Origin of the sequence: Microcoleus sp. S1D4, from assembly GCF_036700765.1 — a bacterium.
Classification (GTDB): Bacteria; Cyanobacteriota; Cyanobacteriia; order Cyanobacteriales; family Microcoleaceae; genus Microcoleus.
On sequence record NZ_JAUBPP010000001.1, the window covers coordinates 41,192 to 56,187 of the forward strand.

The 14,996-nt window shown below is 47.5% G+C and carries 16 protein-coding genes and 1 other RNA gene; 9 read left to right on the plus strand and 8 right to left on the minus strand.

The genetic code is table 11. The features are described from left to right. Positions 1-214: 214 nt before the first annotated feature. From QT998_RS00160 to purD, 3 genes are all read right to left on the minus strand, one after another. Entirely contained in the window at positions 215-2,380 is a 2,166-nt protein-coding gene (locus QT998_RS00160) for an ATP-binding protein (protein WP_333091213.1), read from the minus strand. Between the two features lie 183 nt (positions 2,381-2,563). Continuing rightward, the gene (locus tag QT998_RS00165; protein ID WP_333091215.1) at positions 2,564-2,731 is read right to left on the minus strand and encodes a hypothetical protein; all 168 of its coding nucleotides are present in this window, start codon (positions 2,729-2,731) and stop codon (positions 2,564-2,566) included. A gap of 58 nt (positions 2,732-2,789) precedes the next feature. After that, positions 2,790-4,073, minus strand: coding sequence for a phosphoribosylamine--glycine ligase (purD, locus tag QT998_RS00170; RefSeq protein ID WP_333091216.1), 1,284 nt, complete (start codon positions 4,071-4,073; stop codon positions 2,790-2,792). A gap of 117 nt (positions 4,074-4,190) precedes the next feature. Here purD and QT998_RS00175 point away from each other — a divergent pair, with 117 nt between their 5' ends. From QT998_RS00175 to ssrS, 3 genes are all read left to right on the plus strand, one after another. Then, the gene (locus QT998_RS00175) at positions 4,191-4,328 is read left to right on the plus strand and encodes a hypothetical protein (protein WP_333091218.1); all 138 of its coding nucleotides are present in this window, start codon (positions 4,191-4,193) and stop codon (positions 4,326-4,328) included. An 82-nt stretch (positions 4,329-4,410) separates the two neighbouring features. After that, positions 4,411-5,727 (plus strand): 5-(carboxyamino)imidazole ribonucleotide synthase, encoded by a 1,317-nt coding sequence (locus tag QT998_RS00180; RefSeq protein WP_333091219.1) that lies wholly within the window; start codon positions 4,411-4,413, stop codon positions 5,725-5,727. Positions 5,728-5,777: 50 nt separating this feature from the next. Beyond that, positions 5,778-5,965: non-coding RNA, 6S RNA (gene ssrS / locus QT998_RS00185), on the plus strand. 79 nt (positions 5,966-6,044) lie between these two features. Here the strand turns inward: ssrS and QT998_RS00190 are convergent. Continuing rightward, positions 6,045-7,043: an MrcB family domain-containing protein gene (locus tag QT998_RS00190; RefSeq protein WP_333113702.1), complete on the minus strand. Its 999-nt coding sequence runs from the start codon at positions 7,041-7,043 to the stop codon at positions 6,045-6,047. A 262-nt stretch (positions 7,044-7,305) separates the two neighbouring features. On the opposite strand from QT998_RS00190, the gene rpmI reads away from it, so the two are divergent. The 6 genes from rpmI to QT998_RS00220 all read left to right on the plus strand — a co-directional run bounded on the left by rpmI (position 7,306) and on the right by QT998_RS00220 (position 12,086). After that, positions 7,306-7,503: a 50S ribosomal protein L35 gene (gene rpmI / locus QT998_RS00195; RefSeq protein ID WP_194009999.1), complete on the plus strand. Its 198-nt coding sequence runs from the start codon at positions 7,306-7,308 to the stop codon at positions 7,501-7,503. A 19-nt stretch (positions 7,504-7,522) separates the two neighbouring features. Further along, positions 7,523-7,879 (plus strand): 50S ribosomal protein L20, encoded by a 357-nt coding sequence (gene rplT, locus QT998_RS00200; protein ID WP_333091222.1) that lies wholly within the window; start codon positions 7,523-7,525, stop codon positions 7,877-7,879. A gap of 265 nt (positions 7,880-8,144) precedes the next feature. Continuing rightward, complete coding sequence (locus QT998_RS00205; protein WP_194009997.1) at positions 8,145-8,675, plus strand: tetratricopeptide repeat protein; 531 nt, start codon at positions 8,145-8,147, stop codon at positions 8,673-8,675. Positions 8,676-8,914: 239 nt separating this feature from the next. Continuing rightward, positions 8,915-9,292: a response regulator gene (locus QT998_RS00210; RefSeq protein WP_194009996.1), complete on the plus strand. Its 378-nt coding sequence runs from the start codon at positions 8,915-8,917 to the stop codon at positions 9,290-9,292. Continuing rightward, on the plus strand, positions 9,289-9,897 hold the full coding sequence (locus QT998_RS00215) for a chemotaxis protein CheC (protein WP_333091225.1): 609 nt from the start codon (positions 9,289-9,291) through the stop codon (positions 9,895-9,897). The genes QT998_RS00210 and QT998_RS00215 overlap by 4 nt, the downstream gene beginning before the upstream one ends. Further along, positions 9,894-12,086, plus strand: a complete 2,193-nt coding sequence (locus QT998_RS00220; protein ID WP_333091226.1) for a sensor domain-containing diguanylate cyclase — start codon at positions 9,894-9,896, stop codon at positions 12,084-12,086. The genes QT998_RS00215 and QT998_RS00220 overlap by 4 nt, the downstream gene beginning before the upstream one ends. A 308-nt stretch (positions 12,087-12,394) precedes the next feature. Here QT998_RS00220 and QT998_RS00225 read toward each other — a convergent pair whose 3' ends face one another. The 4 genes from QT998_RS00225 to holA all read right to left on the minus strand — a co-directional run bounded on the left by QT998_RS00225 (position 12,395) and on the right by holA (position 14,988). Then, entirely contained in the window at positions 12,395-12,523 is a 129-nt protein-coding gene (locus QT998_RS00225; RefSeq protein WP_333091228.1) for a hypothetical protein, read from the minus strand. Between the two features lie 100 nt (positions 12,524-12,623). Continuing rightward, positions 12,624-13,637: a hypothetical protein gene (locus QT998_RS00230; protein ID WP_333091229.1), complete on the minus strand. Its 1,014-nt coding sequence runs from the start codon at positions 13,635-13,637 to the stop codon at positions 12,624-12,626. A gap of 136 nt (positions 13,638-13,773) precedes the next feature. Next, positions 13,774-13,935 (minus strand): hypothetical protein, encoded by a 162-nt coding sequence (locus QT998_RS00235; protein WP_333091231.1) that lies wholly within the window; start codon positions 13,933-13,935, stop codon positions 13,774-13,776. Positions 13,936-14,010: 75 nt separating this feature from the next. Further along, positions 14,011-14,988, minus strand: a complete 978-nt coding sequence (holA, locus tag QT998_RS00240) for a DNA polymerase III subunit delta (protein ID WP_333113699.1) — start codon at positions 14,986-14,988, stop codon at positions 14,011-14,013. Between the last annotated feature and the right edge of the window lie 8 nt (positions 14,989-14,996).

Below are 14,996 nucleotides of genomic sequence, written 5' to 3' on the forward strand. Positions count from 1 at the left end.
GAGACTCGATCGCACAACGTTTAGCCTGAACTCCAATAATAACTAATACCATGTCCGGTTAATTACCATAACAAAAGCGGATCGCACGTGCGGAATGCGAGTCTGATGTAGAAAAAACTCGCATTCCGAACGATCGAACCTGACGTATATCGGTCAGTCAAGACCTCATTTTTTTGAGAACTGTTATATATAGAATGGTGTGCGTAGGTCTAGTTTACTTAACATGACTCGAAGTTGTTTCAGTCTCAACCTGTGCTTGCACCGGCCAAGTATTTTCCATATCTAGTGATTGTTTCGGCTGATAAACTGCTAAGTCAAACCAGAAAGTCGTACCCACATTAACTTCGCTCACTAAATTAATTTTAGTGTGGTGCTTGTCAATAATGTTGCGGACAATCGAAAGACCTAATCCCGTTCCTTCTAGAGTGTGAACTCGGTTTTCTACCCGGAAAAAGCGCTCGAAAATTGCTTTTTGGTCTGCGGTATCTATACCAATACCAGTATCAGAAATTTCTATCCGCACTACCGGAAAATCTATGGAATTAGGTAATAAGTTGTGATTCCCGGATGTGTCGTCTTTGTGGGTTGTCTCCTCCGACTCTATCAAATACGCTCGAATTGCCACCTTGCCGCCAGCCTCGGTAAACTTTAAGGCATTTCCTACTAAATTTGCAAATACTTGCAGCAGCAAATCGTAATGACCTAAAGCGGGCGGCAAACACGGGTCAACTTGTTGCTCTAATTCGATGCCTTTATCCTTGGCATTTAACTGATAAGTCCGCAGGGTTTGTTCAACTGCTTGCGGGAGGTCAACCGCCTCTAATTCATAGATTCGGCAGGATTCCAGGCGCGACAAGTCTAACACGTCGTTGACTAAACGGGTGAGTCGATCGGTTTCTCGATTGGCAATTTCTAGGAATTCCCGGCGTTCGCTTTCTTGCAGGTCTTCTCCGTACTCGTAGAGAGTTTCAATAAAAGATTTGATATTAAATAAAGGCGTTCTCAATTCGTGAGAAATATTACTAATAAAATTGCTTTTAGCCTCATTTAATTCTACTTCGCGGGTGATGTCCTGAACTGTCATGGCGATGCCTTTGAGACTTTCTCGGTACTGTCCAGAACCTTGATTTTTGGAGGCTTCTTCGTAGAAAGTACACTCTACTGCGATCGGGCGTTGCGACTCGGTACAGGTATTTTCTTCGTCACGGACGCAGCTTTTGCAAAGCGGTTCTGCACCAGGGGCTTTGTGGAGAATTACGGTGGTTAGCAGAATCCGAATTGTGCGGTTGACTGGTTCTTTTAGAGAAATCCGAAATTCGCCGCCTTCGCGATCGCCCGCAGCTATTTCCTGCAGGGGTCTTGCCAAATCGCGCTGCACTTCTGCTGGTAAAATCTGCAGGACATTAATTCCCATCGCATTTTTACCTTCCCATCCAAAAATCCGTCGGCCCGTTGGGTTGACTAAAATTACCTGCAAATTCGCATCCAACAACAGCGCCCCGTCAGCAATAGTTGAAACCAAAGTTTCTAACTTCGCTTTTTCCGCTGTCAACTCTTCAATATTTTGTTCTTCATAACTTTCGAGTTTTTCAGCCATCTCGTTAAAACTGCCGATTAACTCACCCAATTCTCCTCCTAAAGGCAGGTCAACTCGCTGCTTGAAATTCCCGCCCGCGATATTTTTGACTCCGAAAACTAATTGTTTGATCGGGTGAGTTATTGTCAGGGCATTAAATACAGCGCCCAAAATTACCATCACCCAAATCGTGACAAATACTGCTAATGTGACATCCCTAGTCAGATTTGAAGAGATAACTGCTGCGGGATTGGGGTTAATGCCGATCGCCAAAACTCCCAAATACTTGTCTTCGTGAATTAGCGGCACAAATACGTCGGTAACTTCTCCATCGGGCGTCAAATGCTGCCGCACCAAAGGCACAGAAGTCAAATTTCTCGCCTCAATGTCGGCGATAAAATTATCCGGGAGTTTAATTTGGCGGCGCAGTGTCAGGGAAGTACGCACCTCGGATTCGGAGAAAGGTATCCCCAGAAAAATATCTCCTCCTTCGTCGGCGTACAGCATATAGCGGACGCTGGAGGTGCTGCTGTAAAATTGTCGGGAAAAGCGGGCGACTTCGGAGCGATCGTTCTTCGCAATCATTGGCGCCACATTTGCCGATAACAGCAAGCCGAGGTCGCGACCGTAGCGGGTATCGTTAAGTCGGGCATCTTCCTGGATAGTATTCACGGCCCAGAAAGTCAAGCCGCTCATAATTAACGAAACTACGAGGGTAGCAGCAGCCATCAGGCGAGTCTGGAGGGTAAAATCAGACCACCAGCGGGCAATAATTTCTCCGATTTTGTTTAGTATGGCCAGCATTTTACCAGTTCACCAGTTCAATATTAAAAACAAGATTAAGTCATTAGTCAGTAGTCAGTAGTCAGTAGTCAGTAGTCAGTAGTCATTAGTCAGTAGTCATTAGTCATCAGTTAACAGTTAACAGTAGTGCGGGTGTCCCCGCTCGCTTTTCGTCATGGGTCATGGGTCATGGGTCATGGGTCATTAGCGATCGGGCAACAAGGTAAAAGGGAAGAAGATATACACAGCAATCTTTTTAGCGATCGATATTTCACGTTTAATTAGGTAAATTTGCTTAATAGAGTTTTTGGTCGATCGAATTTTCTGCTGCGACTTGTCCGCTACCGCCACCGCAGAGATGCCAAACTTCATTGTTACACTTCTACTTTGAGAATGCTTGGCTTTCCGATGGCGGTCGATCGCGCAATGCCTAATTGCTGCTATCGCCCAACGCTCGACGGCCGATGTCGCGGCGACAGTAGACACCTTCAAATTGGATGCAATCTACCGCTGTGTAAGCTTTGTTTATAGCTTGTTCCAAAGTTTCCCCCGTCGCAGTCACGCCCAAAACGCGGCCGCCCTCGGTAACTAACTGCTGCTTCAACTGAGTACCGGCGTGAAACACCTCTGCACCTTTGGCTTCAGCTTCCTCAATACCTGTAATAACTTTGCCTTTTTGGTAACTTCCAGGATAGCCCCCCGAAGCCAAAACTACGCACACAGCAGCCCCCGACTTCCAGCGAATGTTGGGATATTCGCCGAGACGCTGCTGACAGCAAGCCAGCACCAAATCTTCCAGGGGAGTTTCCAAGAGGGACAAAACCGCTTGAGTTTCGGGATCTCCGAAACGGCAGTTAAATTCTAAGACTTTCGGTTCTCCTTCCGCTGTAATCATTAAACCTGCGTAGAGAACGCCCCGGTAGTCGATATTGCGTTTTTGCAGCGCTGCGACGGTAGGTTCAAGAATTTCTGTTTGAATCCTTTCCATCAGTTCCGGGGTGACAATTGGGGCTGGGGCGTAGGCTCCCATACCGCCTGTGTTGGCTCCCTTGTCGCCTTCGCCGATGGCTTTGTGGTCTTGGGCCGGCAGCAGGGGTTCTACTACGATTCCGTCGGTGAGGGCGAGAATCGAGACTTCTTGACCTGTTAAAAATTCTTCGACAACGACTCGGATGTTATCGCTGCCGAATTCGCCGCGGAAAATGGTGTGGATGGCACTGTGAGCCATTTTGATGGTAGTAGCAACGGTGACTCCTTTGCCTGATGCGAGTCCGTCTGCTTTGATGACTATGGGAATTCCTTGCTCCACAACGTAGGCTTTGGCGGCTTCTGCGTTTGTAAATACCGCAGCTTTGGGTGTGGGGATGCCTTCGTCGAGCATCAATTGTTTGGCCCAGGATTTGCTCGATTCTATTTGGGCACCGGCTTTAGTGGGGCCAAAAATCATCACTTTTTTTTGTTGGAAGTAGTCAACGATGCCTAGCGATAGGGGCAATTCGGGCCCGACGATCACTAATCCGATGTTGTTGACCATCACAAAGCGTTCGATGCCTTGGAAGTCGTCGATGTTGAGCGACAGATTTTGACAGCCTTTGGTGGTAGCTGTGCCACCGTTGCCCGGTACGCAGAAGACTTGTTTAATCCGCGTAGATTCTAGCAGTTTTTTTACGATCGCGTGTTCGCGACCTCCATTCCCCACAACCAAAACTTTCACAGCATCCTCACCTATAAATTTTGTTCTCTGAATGTTTGATTTTCAGTGTTTGCACCTGTCTATCTGCTTTTTGCAGCGCCCTCAATTATGCCATGCTTGGCGCTAGGCAATTGCTAGATGTGGCACTTTCCTGCAATGCTGCGACTCAACCGCTGTTTCCCAACGGCTGGGTTCGTGCAATATTTAAAGAGTTTCACCGCAGATATTTTAGAGGTAGAACTTCTAAAACAGCTAGTAAATCAAACTATTTTCTAGCTATCAAATGTTCAATTAATGTAATTCATCTGGGGACAAATTGGGATAAAATAGTCAGGTTGATACAAGGAATTTTATTCAGATGAAATCAAATCTAACCGCTGCAAGTTCGCCTGCCAAATTTAAGCGGGTGGGCGTTGTCGGTGGCGGCCAGCTAGCTGCGATGATGGGGGATGCTGCTAGGGCGCTTGGCGTGGAATTGGTAGTGCAAACTCCCGAGGCTACTGACCCGGCTGTTGCTGTGGCTGCGGGTGCTGTTTTGGCGGCTGTTGATGATGTTTTGGCTACGGCTCATTTGGCGGATGACTGTGATGTTGTTACTTTTGAAAATGAGTTTGTAGATTTGGATGGTTTGCGTGTTTTGGAACAGCAAGGTGTGTTATTCTTGCCTGGTTTGTTGTCACTGTCTCCGTTGTTGGATAAGTACGTGCAGCGCTGTTATTTAAAAGATTTAGGTTTGCCAATTCCGAGGTTTATGGCGATCGACAATCTGGCTTCTTTGCACCTAGATTTGAGGCGGAAATCGCAGGGGAAGCAGATGCAAACGGGTGCGGGGGACGATCGCATCCTGAGTGAAGTGGCGATCGACAATTTGGCAATTTCTGTTTCCGACAGCGCACAGATGCAAGGAGACTCGGATTTTTGGGCGAGAGATTTTCCCTTTGTCGTCAAAGTTCGCCGCCACGGTTATGACGGCCAAGGTACTTTTATTGTCAAGGATCGGGAGAGCTTTGAGTCGATTAGTGCTAAACTTAAAGGTCAGTCTTTACTGGTAGAAGAGTATGTGCCGTTCGATCGCGAGTTGGCCGTGATTGCTGCTCGATCGCCCGCTGGAGAAATAGCGATCTATCCGATTGTCGAAACCCAACAGCAAAATCAGGTTTGTCGGGTGGTAATCGCGCCCGCCGATATTAGTTTAGATGTGAAAGCCGAAGCTGGTGCGATCGCCCGCACTCTCCTCAACAGTTTGGAAGCTGTCGGCGTATTCGGCATAGAATTATTTTTAACCGCCGACAATAAGCTGTTAGTCAATGAAATTGCCCCCCGCACCCACAACTCGGGACATTTCACCATCGATGCTTGCGAAACTTCACAATTTGAACAGCATTTGCGCGCAGTTTGTCAACTCCCTTTAGGCAATTGCGATTTGAAATGTGCAGGTGCTGTAATGGTAAATTTGCTCGGCTACGAGTCTGCCGAGTCCGATTATGTAGAAAAACGAAAACAACTGGCACAAATTAGTGGCGCTTTTGTACATTGGTATGGTAAGAAACTATCGCGTCCCGGTCGCAAACTCGGTCACGTTACAGTTGTACTCGACGCAGAATCGGTGCAAAATGGGGAAACTTCGGCGAGTGCGATCGCTCAAACCGTAGAATCCATCTGGTATGCAGCTTAAATTGCTCAAAGCTTGCCAAAATCTGGTTAGTTGCTGTATATTAAATAAAGGTTCTACTGCGACGTTGGTGACTGCCAATAATGTTTTTTTGATCTATAACTCTTAACTCTCGGGAATCAAGATGTTTGGACAGCAGTAAACTGGGCTTGTACCCAGAAACTTTAAGTCCGAGCCAACGGTGCCCACCTGGTAAAATACCAGGTCAAAAGCTGAGGTAAGACGGCGTTGCGGGGAGCCATTATAATTTTGATTGAGATAGGCGCTGTGAAATACGGCTAGCCTATTTTTTTTTTTTGATATAAACGCCTTTACTCATACTACATCTTCAAGTTTTGCCTAAACTCCTCTACGGTTGGCGTTGGTTTAATTCGATGAATCATACTATGGCAATTTGAGCGTAGCACAGTAAAATCATTAAGCGGATCTAGTTGAATCTTTGCCCCGCTCAAGTTGGAAATTGGAACATTATGATGAGCTTCTATGTATCCTCTGCCTATTTCTCCGTATCGAGACTCAAAATCAAAACCGCAAGCTTTGCACTCATATCCTTGCAACTCTTTAACTTTTCTAGATAACGTCTGATTTCGTTCTGTTACTCGATGAAGTCTATACTTTGTCGGATCTTCAAACCATTCTCTTTCTGCTTCATTGTTCTTAGCCTCCTTCTTCAACGAAACCTCCTGGAACAAATCAGAATCAGCCTCCTTCTTCAAAGAAACCTCCTCAAACAGGGAGAAGTAAATTTCAAGCATTTTCATAACATCGCCTACCAACTTCTTATCGTCAGGAAGTGATTCCCTTGAATAAAACTTCGATGCTATGTTTCCTGCTTCATACGCAACTCCAAGCCTTCGAGCAGTAGTTGTCTTTGGAATCGAATCAAGCTTAAGATCGAGAGGATCTGAAAATTCCCTGAGCTTGTCAGAACCAAGCTTATCTTTAAATAGTTTTGCTTGACCCCTTAAAATTTCTCTCGACACCCCAAGTCCGAACTGATCTCTTTTATCTGCTATTCCTTGATTGAGAAAAAGATAAACGCCAGAGAAGTCAGCGCGAAATAAATAAACACAGTAAAACCCCGACATGACACTCTCAGTCACAAGCTTGTTAAATATTGCTATCCAAGGAACTTTAGCCCAAGAGCCATTACCTGCAGAAGCTTTTACCCTATAGATTTCTGGTAATTTTAACGAACCACTTATTGATTTCGGCACTACATTTCTGACATAACGAGCAAATGAATGTCCCTTGAAGTTGTCGTTACTGACCACTGGATATTCAAACATGATTTTTTCAAGGGACTCTCTAAGCGCCATAATCAATAATTAATGTTGCATCTTCAATTTAATTATCGTGCCTCACCAGCAGCTTTCAAATATTAACCCTGCGGATAACCCAGGGGTATAACCCTTAATTATACCGCTACTGCGGTCTCACATTCGTTTGCGCGGTGTCAACTGCCACCAACAACTGCAAGATTAGCCGATCGCCCATCCTGACATATCGCCGCAAATCTCCCTTGCAGAAAGTACCAAAAACGTGATACCTTTGAGCCTTGTGTCCAAATAACACCAGCTCATGCCAAAACTCAAAACTCGCAAAGCAGCCGCAAAGCGCTTTAGAGCGACCGGCACCGGTAAAATTGTGCGCCGCAAAGCCTACAAAAGCCACTTGCTGCAACACAAAAGTTCAGCTCGCAAAAGCCGTCTATCTAAGCTGGTCGTCATTGATGAGACCAACGACGCTAACGTCCGGTTAATGCTTCCATACTTGTAAAGTTTAACGGAAATTAAAAATGACACGGGTAAAACGCGGTAATGTCGCCAGAGCGCGCCGCAAAAAAATTCTCAAATTGGCCAAGGGTTTCCGAGGCGCACAGTCGAAACAGTTCCGCACAGCTAACCAGCGGGTGATGCAGGCCCTGCGTAACAGTTATCGAGATCGCAAAAAACGCAAGCGCGATTTCCGCCGCCTGTGGATTGCTCGGATCAATGCCGCATCTCGCCTACACGGTACAAGTTACAGCAAGCTGATCGGCAACATGAAGAAGGCTAATATCGAAATCAACCGCAAAATGCTGGCACAAATGGCAATCATTGACCCGGCAACTTTCGGTAAAGTGGTAGAAATGGCCAACCGAGCTGCTGCTTGAAAGCTCGATCGGTTTTGAGCAGGAAAAAAGCAGAAGTAGGAAAGATTTAGCTATCTGCCAGAGAAGGAAAACTCCTGATAAATTTAGGAGGTTGAGACTAACTTTTCCTTCTTTGTTCTTACTTCTGAATTCTTGCTTTTTCCGCAATCGCGATCGCCCTATTCGATCGCTACGTGTTTTTTATACAGTTGCAGCAAATTTTCAAGATTGCTCGCGCATTAAAATAAATAAAACCCTCCACAGACCTACCTAATTTAAAAAAAACATGGATAGTAATTTGCTGATTGTTTACCTGTCAGTTCTGCTGGCTATACTTGGCAGCAGTTCCTGGTTTATTGTCCGCCAAATTCTCAAAACTCGGAAGCTGGAAATGTCTCTGGAACGCTTAGAAAATAAGCTGACCACCGAAAAAGGCACAGCACAGGAATACTACCAACTAGGAAGTATCTATGTAGATAAGAAGCTTTATTCGCAGGCTACCGTACTGTTTCAAAAAGCTCTGAAAGCCCAAGAATTAGAAGGCGATGAAAATCCAGCGTTTATTTACAACGCTCTGGGTTTTGCACACTTCGGCCAAGAACAGTACGACATCGCGATCCGCAATTACAAAGAAGCCCTGAAGTTGGATCCCGAATACGTTACATCTCTCAATAATCTGGGTCACGCTTACGAGCGCAAAAAATTAATATCTCAGGCCTTGGAAATGTACGAACAAGCTCTCGCCTGCGATCCAGATAATGCCACTGCTAAAGGACGAGTAGAGTCCCTCAAAAAGCGTTTGGTAATCTATAACTGAGCGCCGGTTCGCACGGAGCAATACAGTTCCCGCAAACCTGGTTTCTCTCAGAAACCGGGTTTTTTATTTTCAGAGAAAAAGATACTCAACTATTCAATACATTAATGCGTTAATTTTTAAGAACAGCAATTCGACCGATAGCTCGATCGCGCGCCCTCGGTGCAGTTTAAACTACTGTCAAGATAAAAACAGTACCTGCAACGCCGGTCAGTCCTAAACAATAGAAGGAGGAGAACGTAGTGACATCAATTCTCGTTGTCGAAGATTCGTGGTTGACTCGCAGGGTAATCTGCAAAATCCTGCGAGCAGAAGGATACGAGACTTGGGAAGCATCGAGCGGCCCGGAAGCTCTAGAACTGCTGGCCACTAAAACCCCAAACTGTATGCTCTTGGATCTGTTGATGCCGGAAATGGAAGGTAGGGAAGTCCTGCAAGCCATGCGCGATCGAGGATATAAAATTCCAGTCATCGTAATTACCGCAGACATTCAATCCACCACCCGTTGCGAGTGTATCGATCTCGGAGCCCTAGCAGTCATACACAAAATGCCCAACTCAGACGAACTGCTCGGGTGGATCAAAAAAGCTCTCAGTCCCAGCGAGGAGAGTACCCAATGAAATTAACCGATCGACAGATCGATGCTTTGCAAGAACTTGTTAACATCGGTATCGGTCAAGCTGCGGGGATTTTGAACGATATGATCGAATCTCCCATTCGCTTGCAAATCCCCTCCCTCCAAATCCTTTGTCCCGCCGATGTACAAGCACAATTAGAGGGACACCTCAATGGCGAACAAATCGCCGCCGTCCAGCTCAAATTTACAGGCTCCTTTGGAGGCATTGCTCAGCTAGTCTTTCCTACCAACAGCGCAGCCAGTCTAGTCACCATGCTGACCGGGGAAGAAGCCGGAACTCACGACCTAGATGCAGTCAAAATTGGTACGCTGAGTGAAGTGGGAAATATTGTTATTAACGGGGTAATGGGTGCAATCAGCAACGTACTTCAACAACGCCTGAATTACTCAATTCCCAATTACATGGAAGGGACGATCGCTACTTTGCTGACATCTGGCGGTGTGGCTACTGATACAGTTGTTTTATTAGCCCAGACCCGTTTCATTATTGAAAGACTCCACGTTGAAGGAGATATCATCCTCATTTTCAATGTCAATTCCTTTGACACCTTATTGACTGCAATCAATCAACTTGCCGGGGGTCTATGATCCAAGAGAGCAAAACTATTGAGGAAAAGTTTGGAGTTCTCGACAGCGTACCAGTCGGCGCGTGTTTGCTGCGAGACGATTTTGTGGTGCTGTTTTGGAATGTCTGTCTCGAAGACTGGACGAAAATTCCCCGCGACCAAATCTTGGGAACAAATATCAAAACTCATTTTCCTCACCTAAGCCAGCTAAAGTACGCAACTCGCTTCGAGCAAATCTTTGCAGGAGGCCCGCCAACAATTTTTTCTTCTCAAATTCACAAGCACCTGATTCCAGCAACTTGGCAAGACGGCCAGCAGCGCATCCAGCAAACTACTGTGACGGCTGTCCCTGCACTCCCACCGGGCGTTGCCGAACTGGATGTCATCGGCTTGGTTCGATCGACTGTGGAGTTGGAACCAGAAGGTATCGCACCACCAGCAGAAGCAGTTGGTTCTCCAGCGCCCTCAAAGAGTGGGAGTTCAATTTGGCCTTACGACTTTTTGGGATCGAACGGCCAATCGTTTTACGCCCTGTTGGTGATTCAAGACGTGACCGACCTCACTCACCGCATCCAAGCTTACCGCACGATGCGGGATCAAGCTTTGGAAGAAGTGCAAGTGCGGCAGCGCGTCGAGGAAGAATTGCGCGAGAGCCAACATTTCATCCAGCAGATTGCAGACGCGGCACCTTATTTGCTCTACATCTACGATTTGACCGAACAGCGTAACGTCTACGTTAACGGTCAGGCTTTTAAATTGCTCGGCTACCATCCCCAAGAAATTTTACAGATGGAAACGGCTTTGTTTTCCAGTTTGGTGTACCCAGAAGATTTGGAGAAGGTTTCCGCCCACCTGCAAAAATTTCCCCAGGCTCAAGACGGCAGCATTGTTGAGTTGGAGTACCGACTGAAACATCGATCGGGCGAATGGTGCTGGTTCCGCTGTCGCGATCAAGTGTTCGCCCGCACAGCATCAGGTGAACCCGAACAAATTTTCGGCACCGCTCAAGATATTACCGAGTACAAGCGGGCAGAAGAAGCGCTGCGACAGCAAAACGAACGGGAACTGCTGATGGCGACAATTACTCAGCACATCCGCCAGTCTCTGGATTTGGGCGAAGTGCTCAGCACGACTGTCAACGAAGTACGCCAGTTCCTTCAAGCCGATCGAGTGATGATCGTCCGCTTCCACCCCTGTAGTGGCAATCTCTGCGCTGCACCCACGGGGTCAGTAACAGTAGAATCGGTAGCTCCCAACTGCAAGCCGATGCTGGGCGAAACCCTAGACAATTTCTCTTTTGACGAGTTCTATATCGAAGCGTACCAACATCGAGCAATCCGACCCGTGGCCGATGTCTCGGCGGCCGATTTGCCGCCATATCAAATTGACTGGCTCGCACAATTCGCCGTGAAAGCTTATTTGGTAGTGCCACTAGTACAAGGAGAGGAGTTGTGGGGGCTGCTGATGGCGCACCAGTCTCGTCCCCGACAGTGGATGCAGTTAGAGGTGGAGTTGCTGTCGAATCTGGCCGCCCAGTTGGCGATCGCGATCAAGCAAGCAGAACTCTACCAGCAATTGCAAGCAGCCAACCTCAAGTTAGAGCGTTTGGCTACTTTGGACGCACTCACCCAGCTAGCAAACCGCCGCCGGTTCGATCAGTATTTAGACATTGAGTGGCGCAGACAAGCCAGGGAACAAACGCCTCTGTCGCTGATTCTGTGCGATATTGATTCTTTTAAAAGTTACAACGATACCTACGGACATCCAGGGGGAGACGAATGTTTGCGGCAAGTCGCCAGCGCGATCGGCCGTTCAGTCGATCGTCCCGCCGATTTAGTAGCTCGCTACGGAGGCGAAGAATTTGCCGTAATTTTGCCAAATACCGAGATTCAAGGAGCCGTGCGAGTAGCGGAACACATACAGCTCACAATCGCAGCTTTGCAGCTTCCTCACGCTGGTTCTCAGGTGAGCCAATACGTCACCGTCAGTCTGGGTGTAGCGAGTATGGTTCCTGCCTTTGAATCGGGGGCCTCGATTCTGATTGCCGCAGCCGATCGAGCGCTATATGAAGCTAAACGACTTGGGCGCGATCGCATCCAAGTTTACCAAGTAGACCCTGCCTCACCCAAAACCAACGGCACAGCAACTCCCGCGCACCGGGAGGAGTTTTCCCGGCCCAATACTAATTTCCCGTCACCCACAAGCGTTTGACTTCTGCCAATATTTGTGCATTGGGAAGAGACACTGGCAAGAATGCCGGAGCAATACCGTCTGAGATTGAAGACTTTAGATTAAAAATTAAATAATTGAATAATTGGCAATAATATCCTGGGCGATCGATTTAACATAACAAAAACGGTTCGTAGTGCATCCTGGTGTGAGCCTAGGAACCAATCGCGAGCTCGGTCAATCGATTGGAAACCATATAAGCTGTTGCGTCAGAAAGATTGTGTGTGGCGATCGAAATGGCGATCGGGAGCGGGCTTAACAATTTTTGATGGATTCCAGAAATATAGGATTTAAATCCAGTAAAGCCATTGGGGAGCATCTGGTGTTTTGCATTTTAGCGTGCGAGCACTTGATGTGATCGCACTATCATCAAAAAATGCTTTTTGCAAAACACCAGATGCTCCTACCCATTGATACATTTAGCAGTATCCCCGTCTGCCCATACCCAGTCTAATTTTGGGCTTTCACATCATCCCAAGAAATCCCCCACCCAACGAGTGCATCTTGAAACAGAAAAGCTTAAGGCGCTGCCGCCGCCCTGCGGTTGGCCACAATCAGATTAGCCTGATACTCTGTCGCTTTTTGCTGAGCCTTTTGATAGTTCGGGCTAGTTGACGGCACGGCTCTCATCAGCCCAACTGCTTTCTGCCACTCGCTTGCTACTGCAATCCACTCATTTTGAGACTGAGCCGTCTGGGCCAACACAGCCGCCTTCTGAGCGTTGTTAACGCCTTCTCTCCAAGGATCTGGCTTAGGCGCGACGGCTTTTGGTGCAGGAGAAGCTGCCTTGGGCGCTGGAGATGTCGGAGCTGGGCTGGCGGGCGCTGCTGTGGGAGAGGCTTTGGGTACAGGAGAGACTGGCTTTGGAGTTGCGCCAGATGCGTTTGGAGAGGGTGCGGTGGGGGTTTTTGATGCGCCAGATGAGGCTTTGGGGGAGGGGGAAGCAGCTTCGGGGACGCTTGGTTCTGGGTTCGAGCCGCCGAAGGGCAAATTTCCCGTGAAGTAAAGCCCTGCTATCGCCACCACAGGCACTAAGATACCCACAGGTATTACCCATTTGGGGAATTGTTTTTTCGCAGGCGTGGCTATATCTTCGTGTTCGTCTTCGTCTTCGTCTTCGTCGCCGTCATCTCGATCGAATTCTGATTCTTGATAATAGTCTTCGTCTTCGGGTTCGACATCATCTAAACCTATAGAATCATCAGGTATTCCACTCTCGGAGGGGTAAAGCGACTCTTCGGGCATTAGATTTATTTCATCTTCCCACGCAGCCGAGCCGTCACCTGTTCGACGTCCGTAAACCTTGACAGTATGAATTGATTCGACTCCCAAATTCGTCATCCCGTTGCGGATGAAATCGACCAATGCCATTTGACTCGGTACTTTGCTGGACTCCAAAATTATGTGGAGGCAGCCGTTGTCCCGCGTCACGTCGGCTTTGATGCCTTTGGGTTGGAGTGTACGGTTGATGCTAGATGCGATCGTATCTGGATCGCCCTGCTTGAGAAGTTCCTGCAGGTTTTGTTGTGTCATGGGTAGCGCTCTTTTTTTTTTGGGGGGGGGTGGAGAGCCGGCAAATAATATTATTAACCGATCGGCGTTAGGCCGCGGACAATATTTATTTACCACATTAGCTTCTAGTGTGGCATTCTGAGACTATTTCTCGTATCTATTCAAAACCTTTTGACCTGCGATCGGGCATTAAGCACCTACGCGCCAGCAAAATTTGTTGTAAAAATTTACACTCATCCCGCCCAACACTGATATTTGCTGTCACAGAGTCGCCATCCGCCCCAATTTTTAGTATTTCCTGCAAGCTCCCTTGATTCATTTGTGGAGTGCATTGAAAATCTAAATAAAATCTAAAAACGACGCTTCGGGCTGCAGATGCAGGAAAAATAAGACATCAGTGAAACAAGCTAGAAAGTTCTATAACTTTGATTTGCAGAGTTGAGACTTCTTCCCGCCCCCGTTTTAAAGAAGCTTCTAATTCTAGGAGCAACGGCAAACTTTTTTGCAGTTTTTCTAAGCTGGCGTTCTTGACTTCTTGACGAAAATAGTATATGCGTTTGGGATTGCCAAGGTCTAGAGATCGAGCAATTTTATCGTCGCCCTCGCCCGCTTGGATCATTGCCTTTACCCACAGCCAAATCCGAAACTTACCAGTCAAGCCTGCCACAATCCTCAAACCAGGCTCGTTTTTGGCCGCTAAGCCCGCCAATAACTCCAAAGCACCTCCCGTATTGCCCTCGCGAATTGCATCGGCTAGTTGGAAGGTATTCTGGGCGTGACAGTGCACTAATGCTGCTACTTCTTCCGGGTTGAGAGGTTGGCTGCGGTTGCCGGCAAAGAGTCGTAATTTTTCCAATTCGCTGTATAGCTGACGGGTATCGCTACCGATGGATTCGGCCAAAAGTTCGATCGCCGTGGCGGTCAATTTGACATTCATTTCGCCAGCAACTTGGCGCGCCCGCTGGGCTAATTCCTTGTCATTCCAAGGCGGAATCGGTGAAAATTCTCGAAATTCGGCGGACTTGTTGAGTAACTTGGTAGATTTGAGCCTGCTGTCGGGTTTTTTGATGGATGTCAGCAGCAACACTGTTGTAGCGGGAATCACCGGCAGCGTCCGTTCCAATTGGGCCAACAGTTCTGGAGAACACTGCTGGGTGAGAGTCGTATTTGTCAGCCAGACAAAACGGCTGCCGCTACCGAAGGGCGGTGTTAAGGCTCGATCGAGTCCTTCGATCACTGCTTCGGGCCGATCGGCAATTATCTTGTCATAGTTAAAACTAGCCCAGTTGGGGTCGAGGACTGTTTGGCGCAATTTTGTGACTGCTTGCGCGATCGCAAAGTCGTCTTCCCCCCAAAATAGGTAAAACTGCATATTTAAAG

Excerpts from the sequence above, each read along its gene's own strand:
- QT998_RS00190 (WP_333113702.1), bottom strand. The coding sequence starts at position 7,043 with ATGGCGCTTAGAGAGTCCCTTGAAAAAATCATGTTTGAATATCCAGTG.
- QT998_RS00235 (WP_333091231.1), bottom strand. The coding sequence starts at position 13,935 with ATGAATCAAGGGAGCTTGCAGGAAATACTAAAAATTGGGGCGGATGGC.
- QT998_RS00230 (WP_333091229.1), bottom strand. The coding sequence starts at position 13,637 with ATGACACAACAAAACCTGCAGGAACTTCTCAAGCAGGGCGATCCAGAT.
- QT998_RS00225 (WP_333091228.1), bottom strand. The coding sequence starts at position 12,523 with ATGTATCAATGGGTAGGAGCATCTGGTGTTTTGCAAAAAGCATTTTTT.
- QT998_RS00160 (WP_333091213.1), bottom strand. The coding sequence starts at position 2,380 with ATGCTGGCCATACTAAACAAAATCGGAGAAATTATTGCCCGCTGGTGG.
- QT998_RS00220 (WP_333091226.1), top strand. The coding sequence starts at position 9,894 with ATGATCCAAGAGAGCAAAACTATTGAGGAAAAGTTTGGAGTTCTCGAC.
- QT998_RS00175 (WP_333091218.1), top strand. The coding sequence starts at position 4,191 with ATGTGGCACTTTCCTGCAATGCTGCGACTCAACCGCTGTTTCCCAACG.
- QT998_RS00165 (WP_333091215.1), bottom strand. The coding sequence starts at position 2,731 with ATGAAGTTTGGCATCTCTGCGGTGGCGGTAGCGGACAAGTCGCAGCAG.
- holA (WP_333113699.1), bottom strand. The coding sequence starts at position 14,988 with ATGCAGTTTTACCTATTTTGGGGGGAAGACGACTTTGCGATCGCGCAA.
- rpmI (WP_194009999.1), top strand. The coding sequence starts at position 7,306 with ATGCCAAAACTCAAAACTCGCAAAGCAGCCGCAAAGCGCTTTAGAGCG.
- rplT (WP_333091222.1), top strand. The coding sequence starts at position 7,523 with ATGACACGGGTAAAACGCGGTAATGTCGCCAGAGCGCGCCGCAAAAAA.
- QT998_RS00215 (WP_333091225.1), top strand. The coding sequence starts at position 9,289 with ATGAAATTAACCGATCGACAGATCGATGCTTTGCAAGAACTTGTTAAC.
- QT998_RS00205 (WP_194009997.1), top strand. The coding sequence starts at position 8,145 with ATGGATAGTAATTTGCTGATTGTTTACCTGTCAGTTCTGCTGGCTATA.
- QT998_RS00180 (WP_333091219.1), top strand. The coding sequence starts at position 4,411 with ATGAAATCAAATCTAACCGCTGCAAGTTCGCCTGCCAAATTTAAGCGG.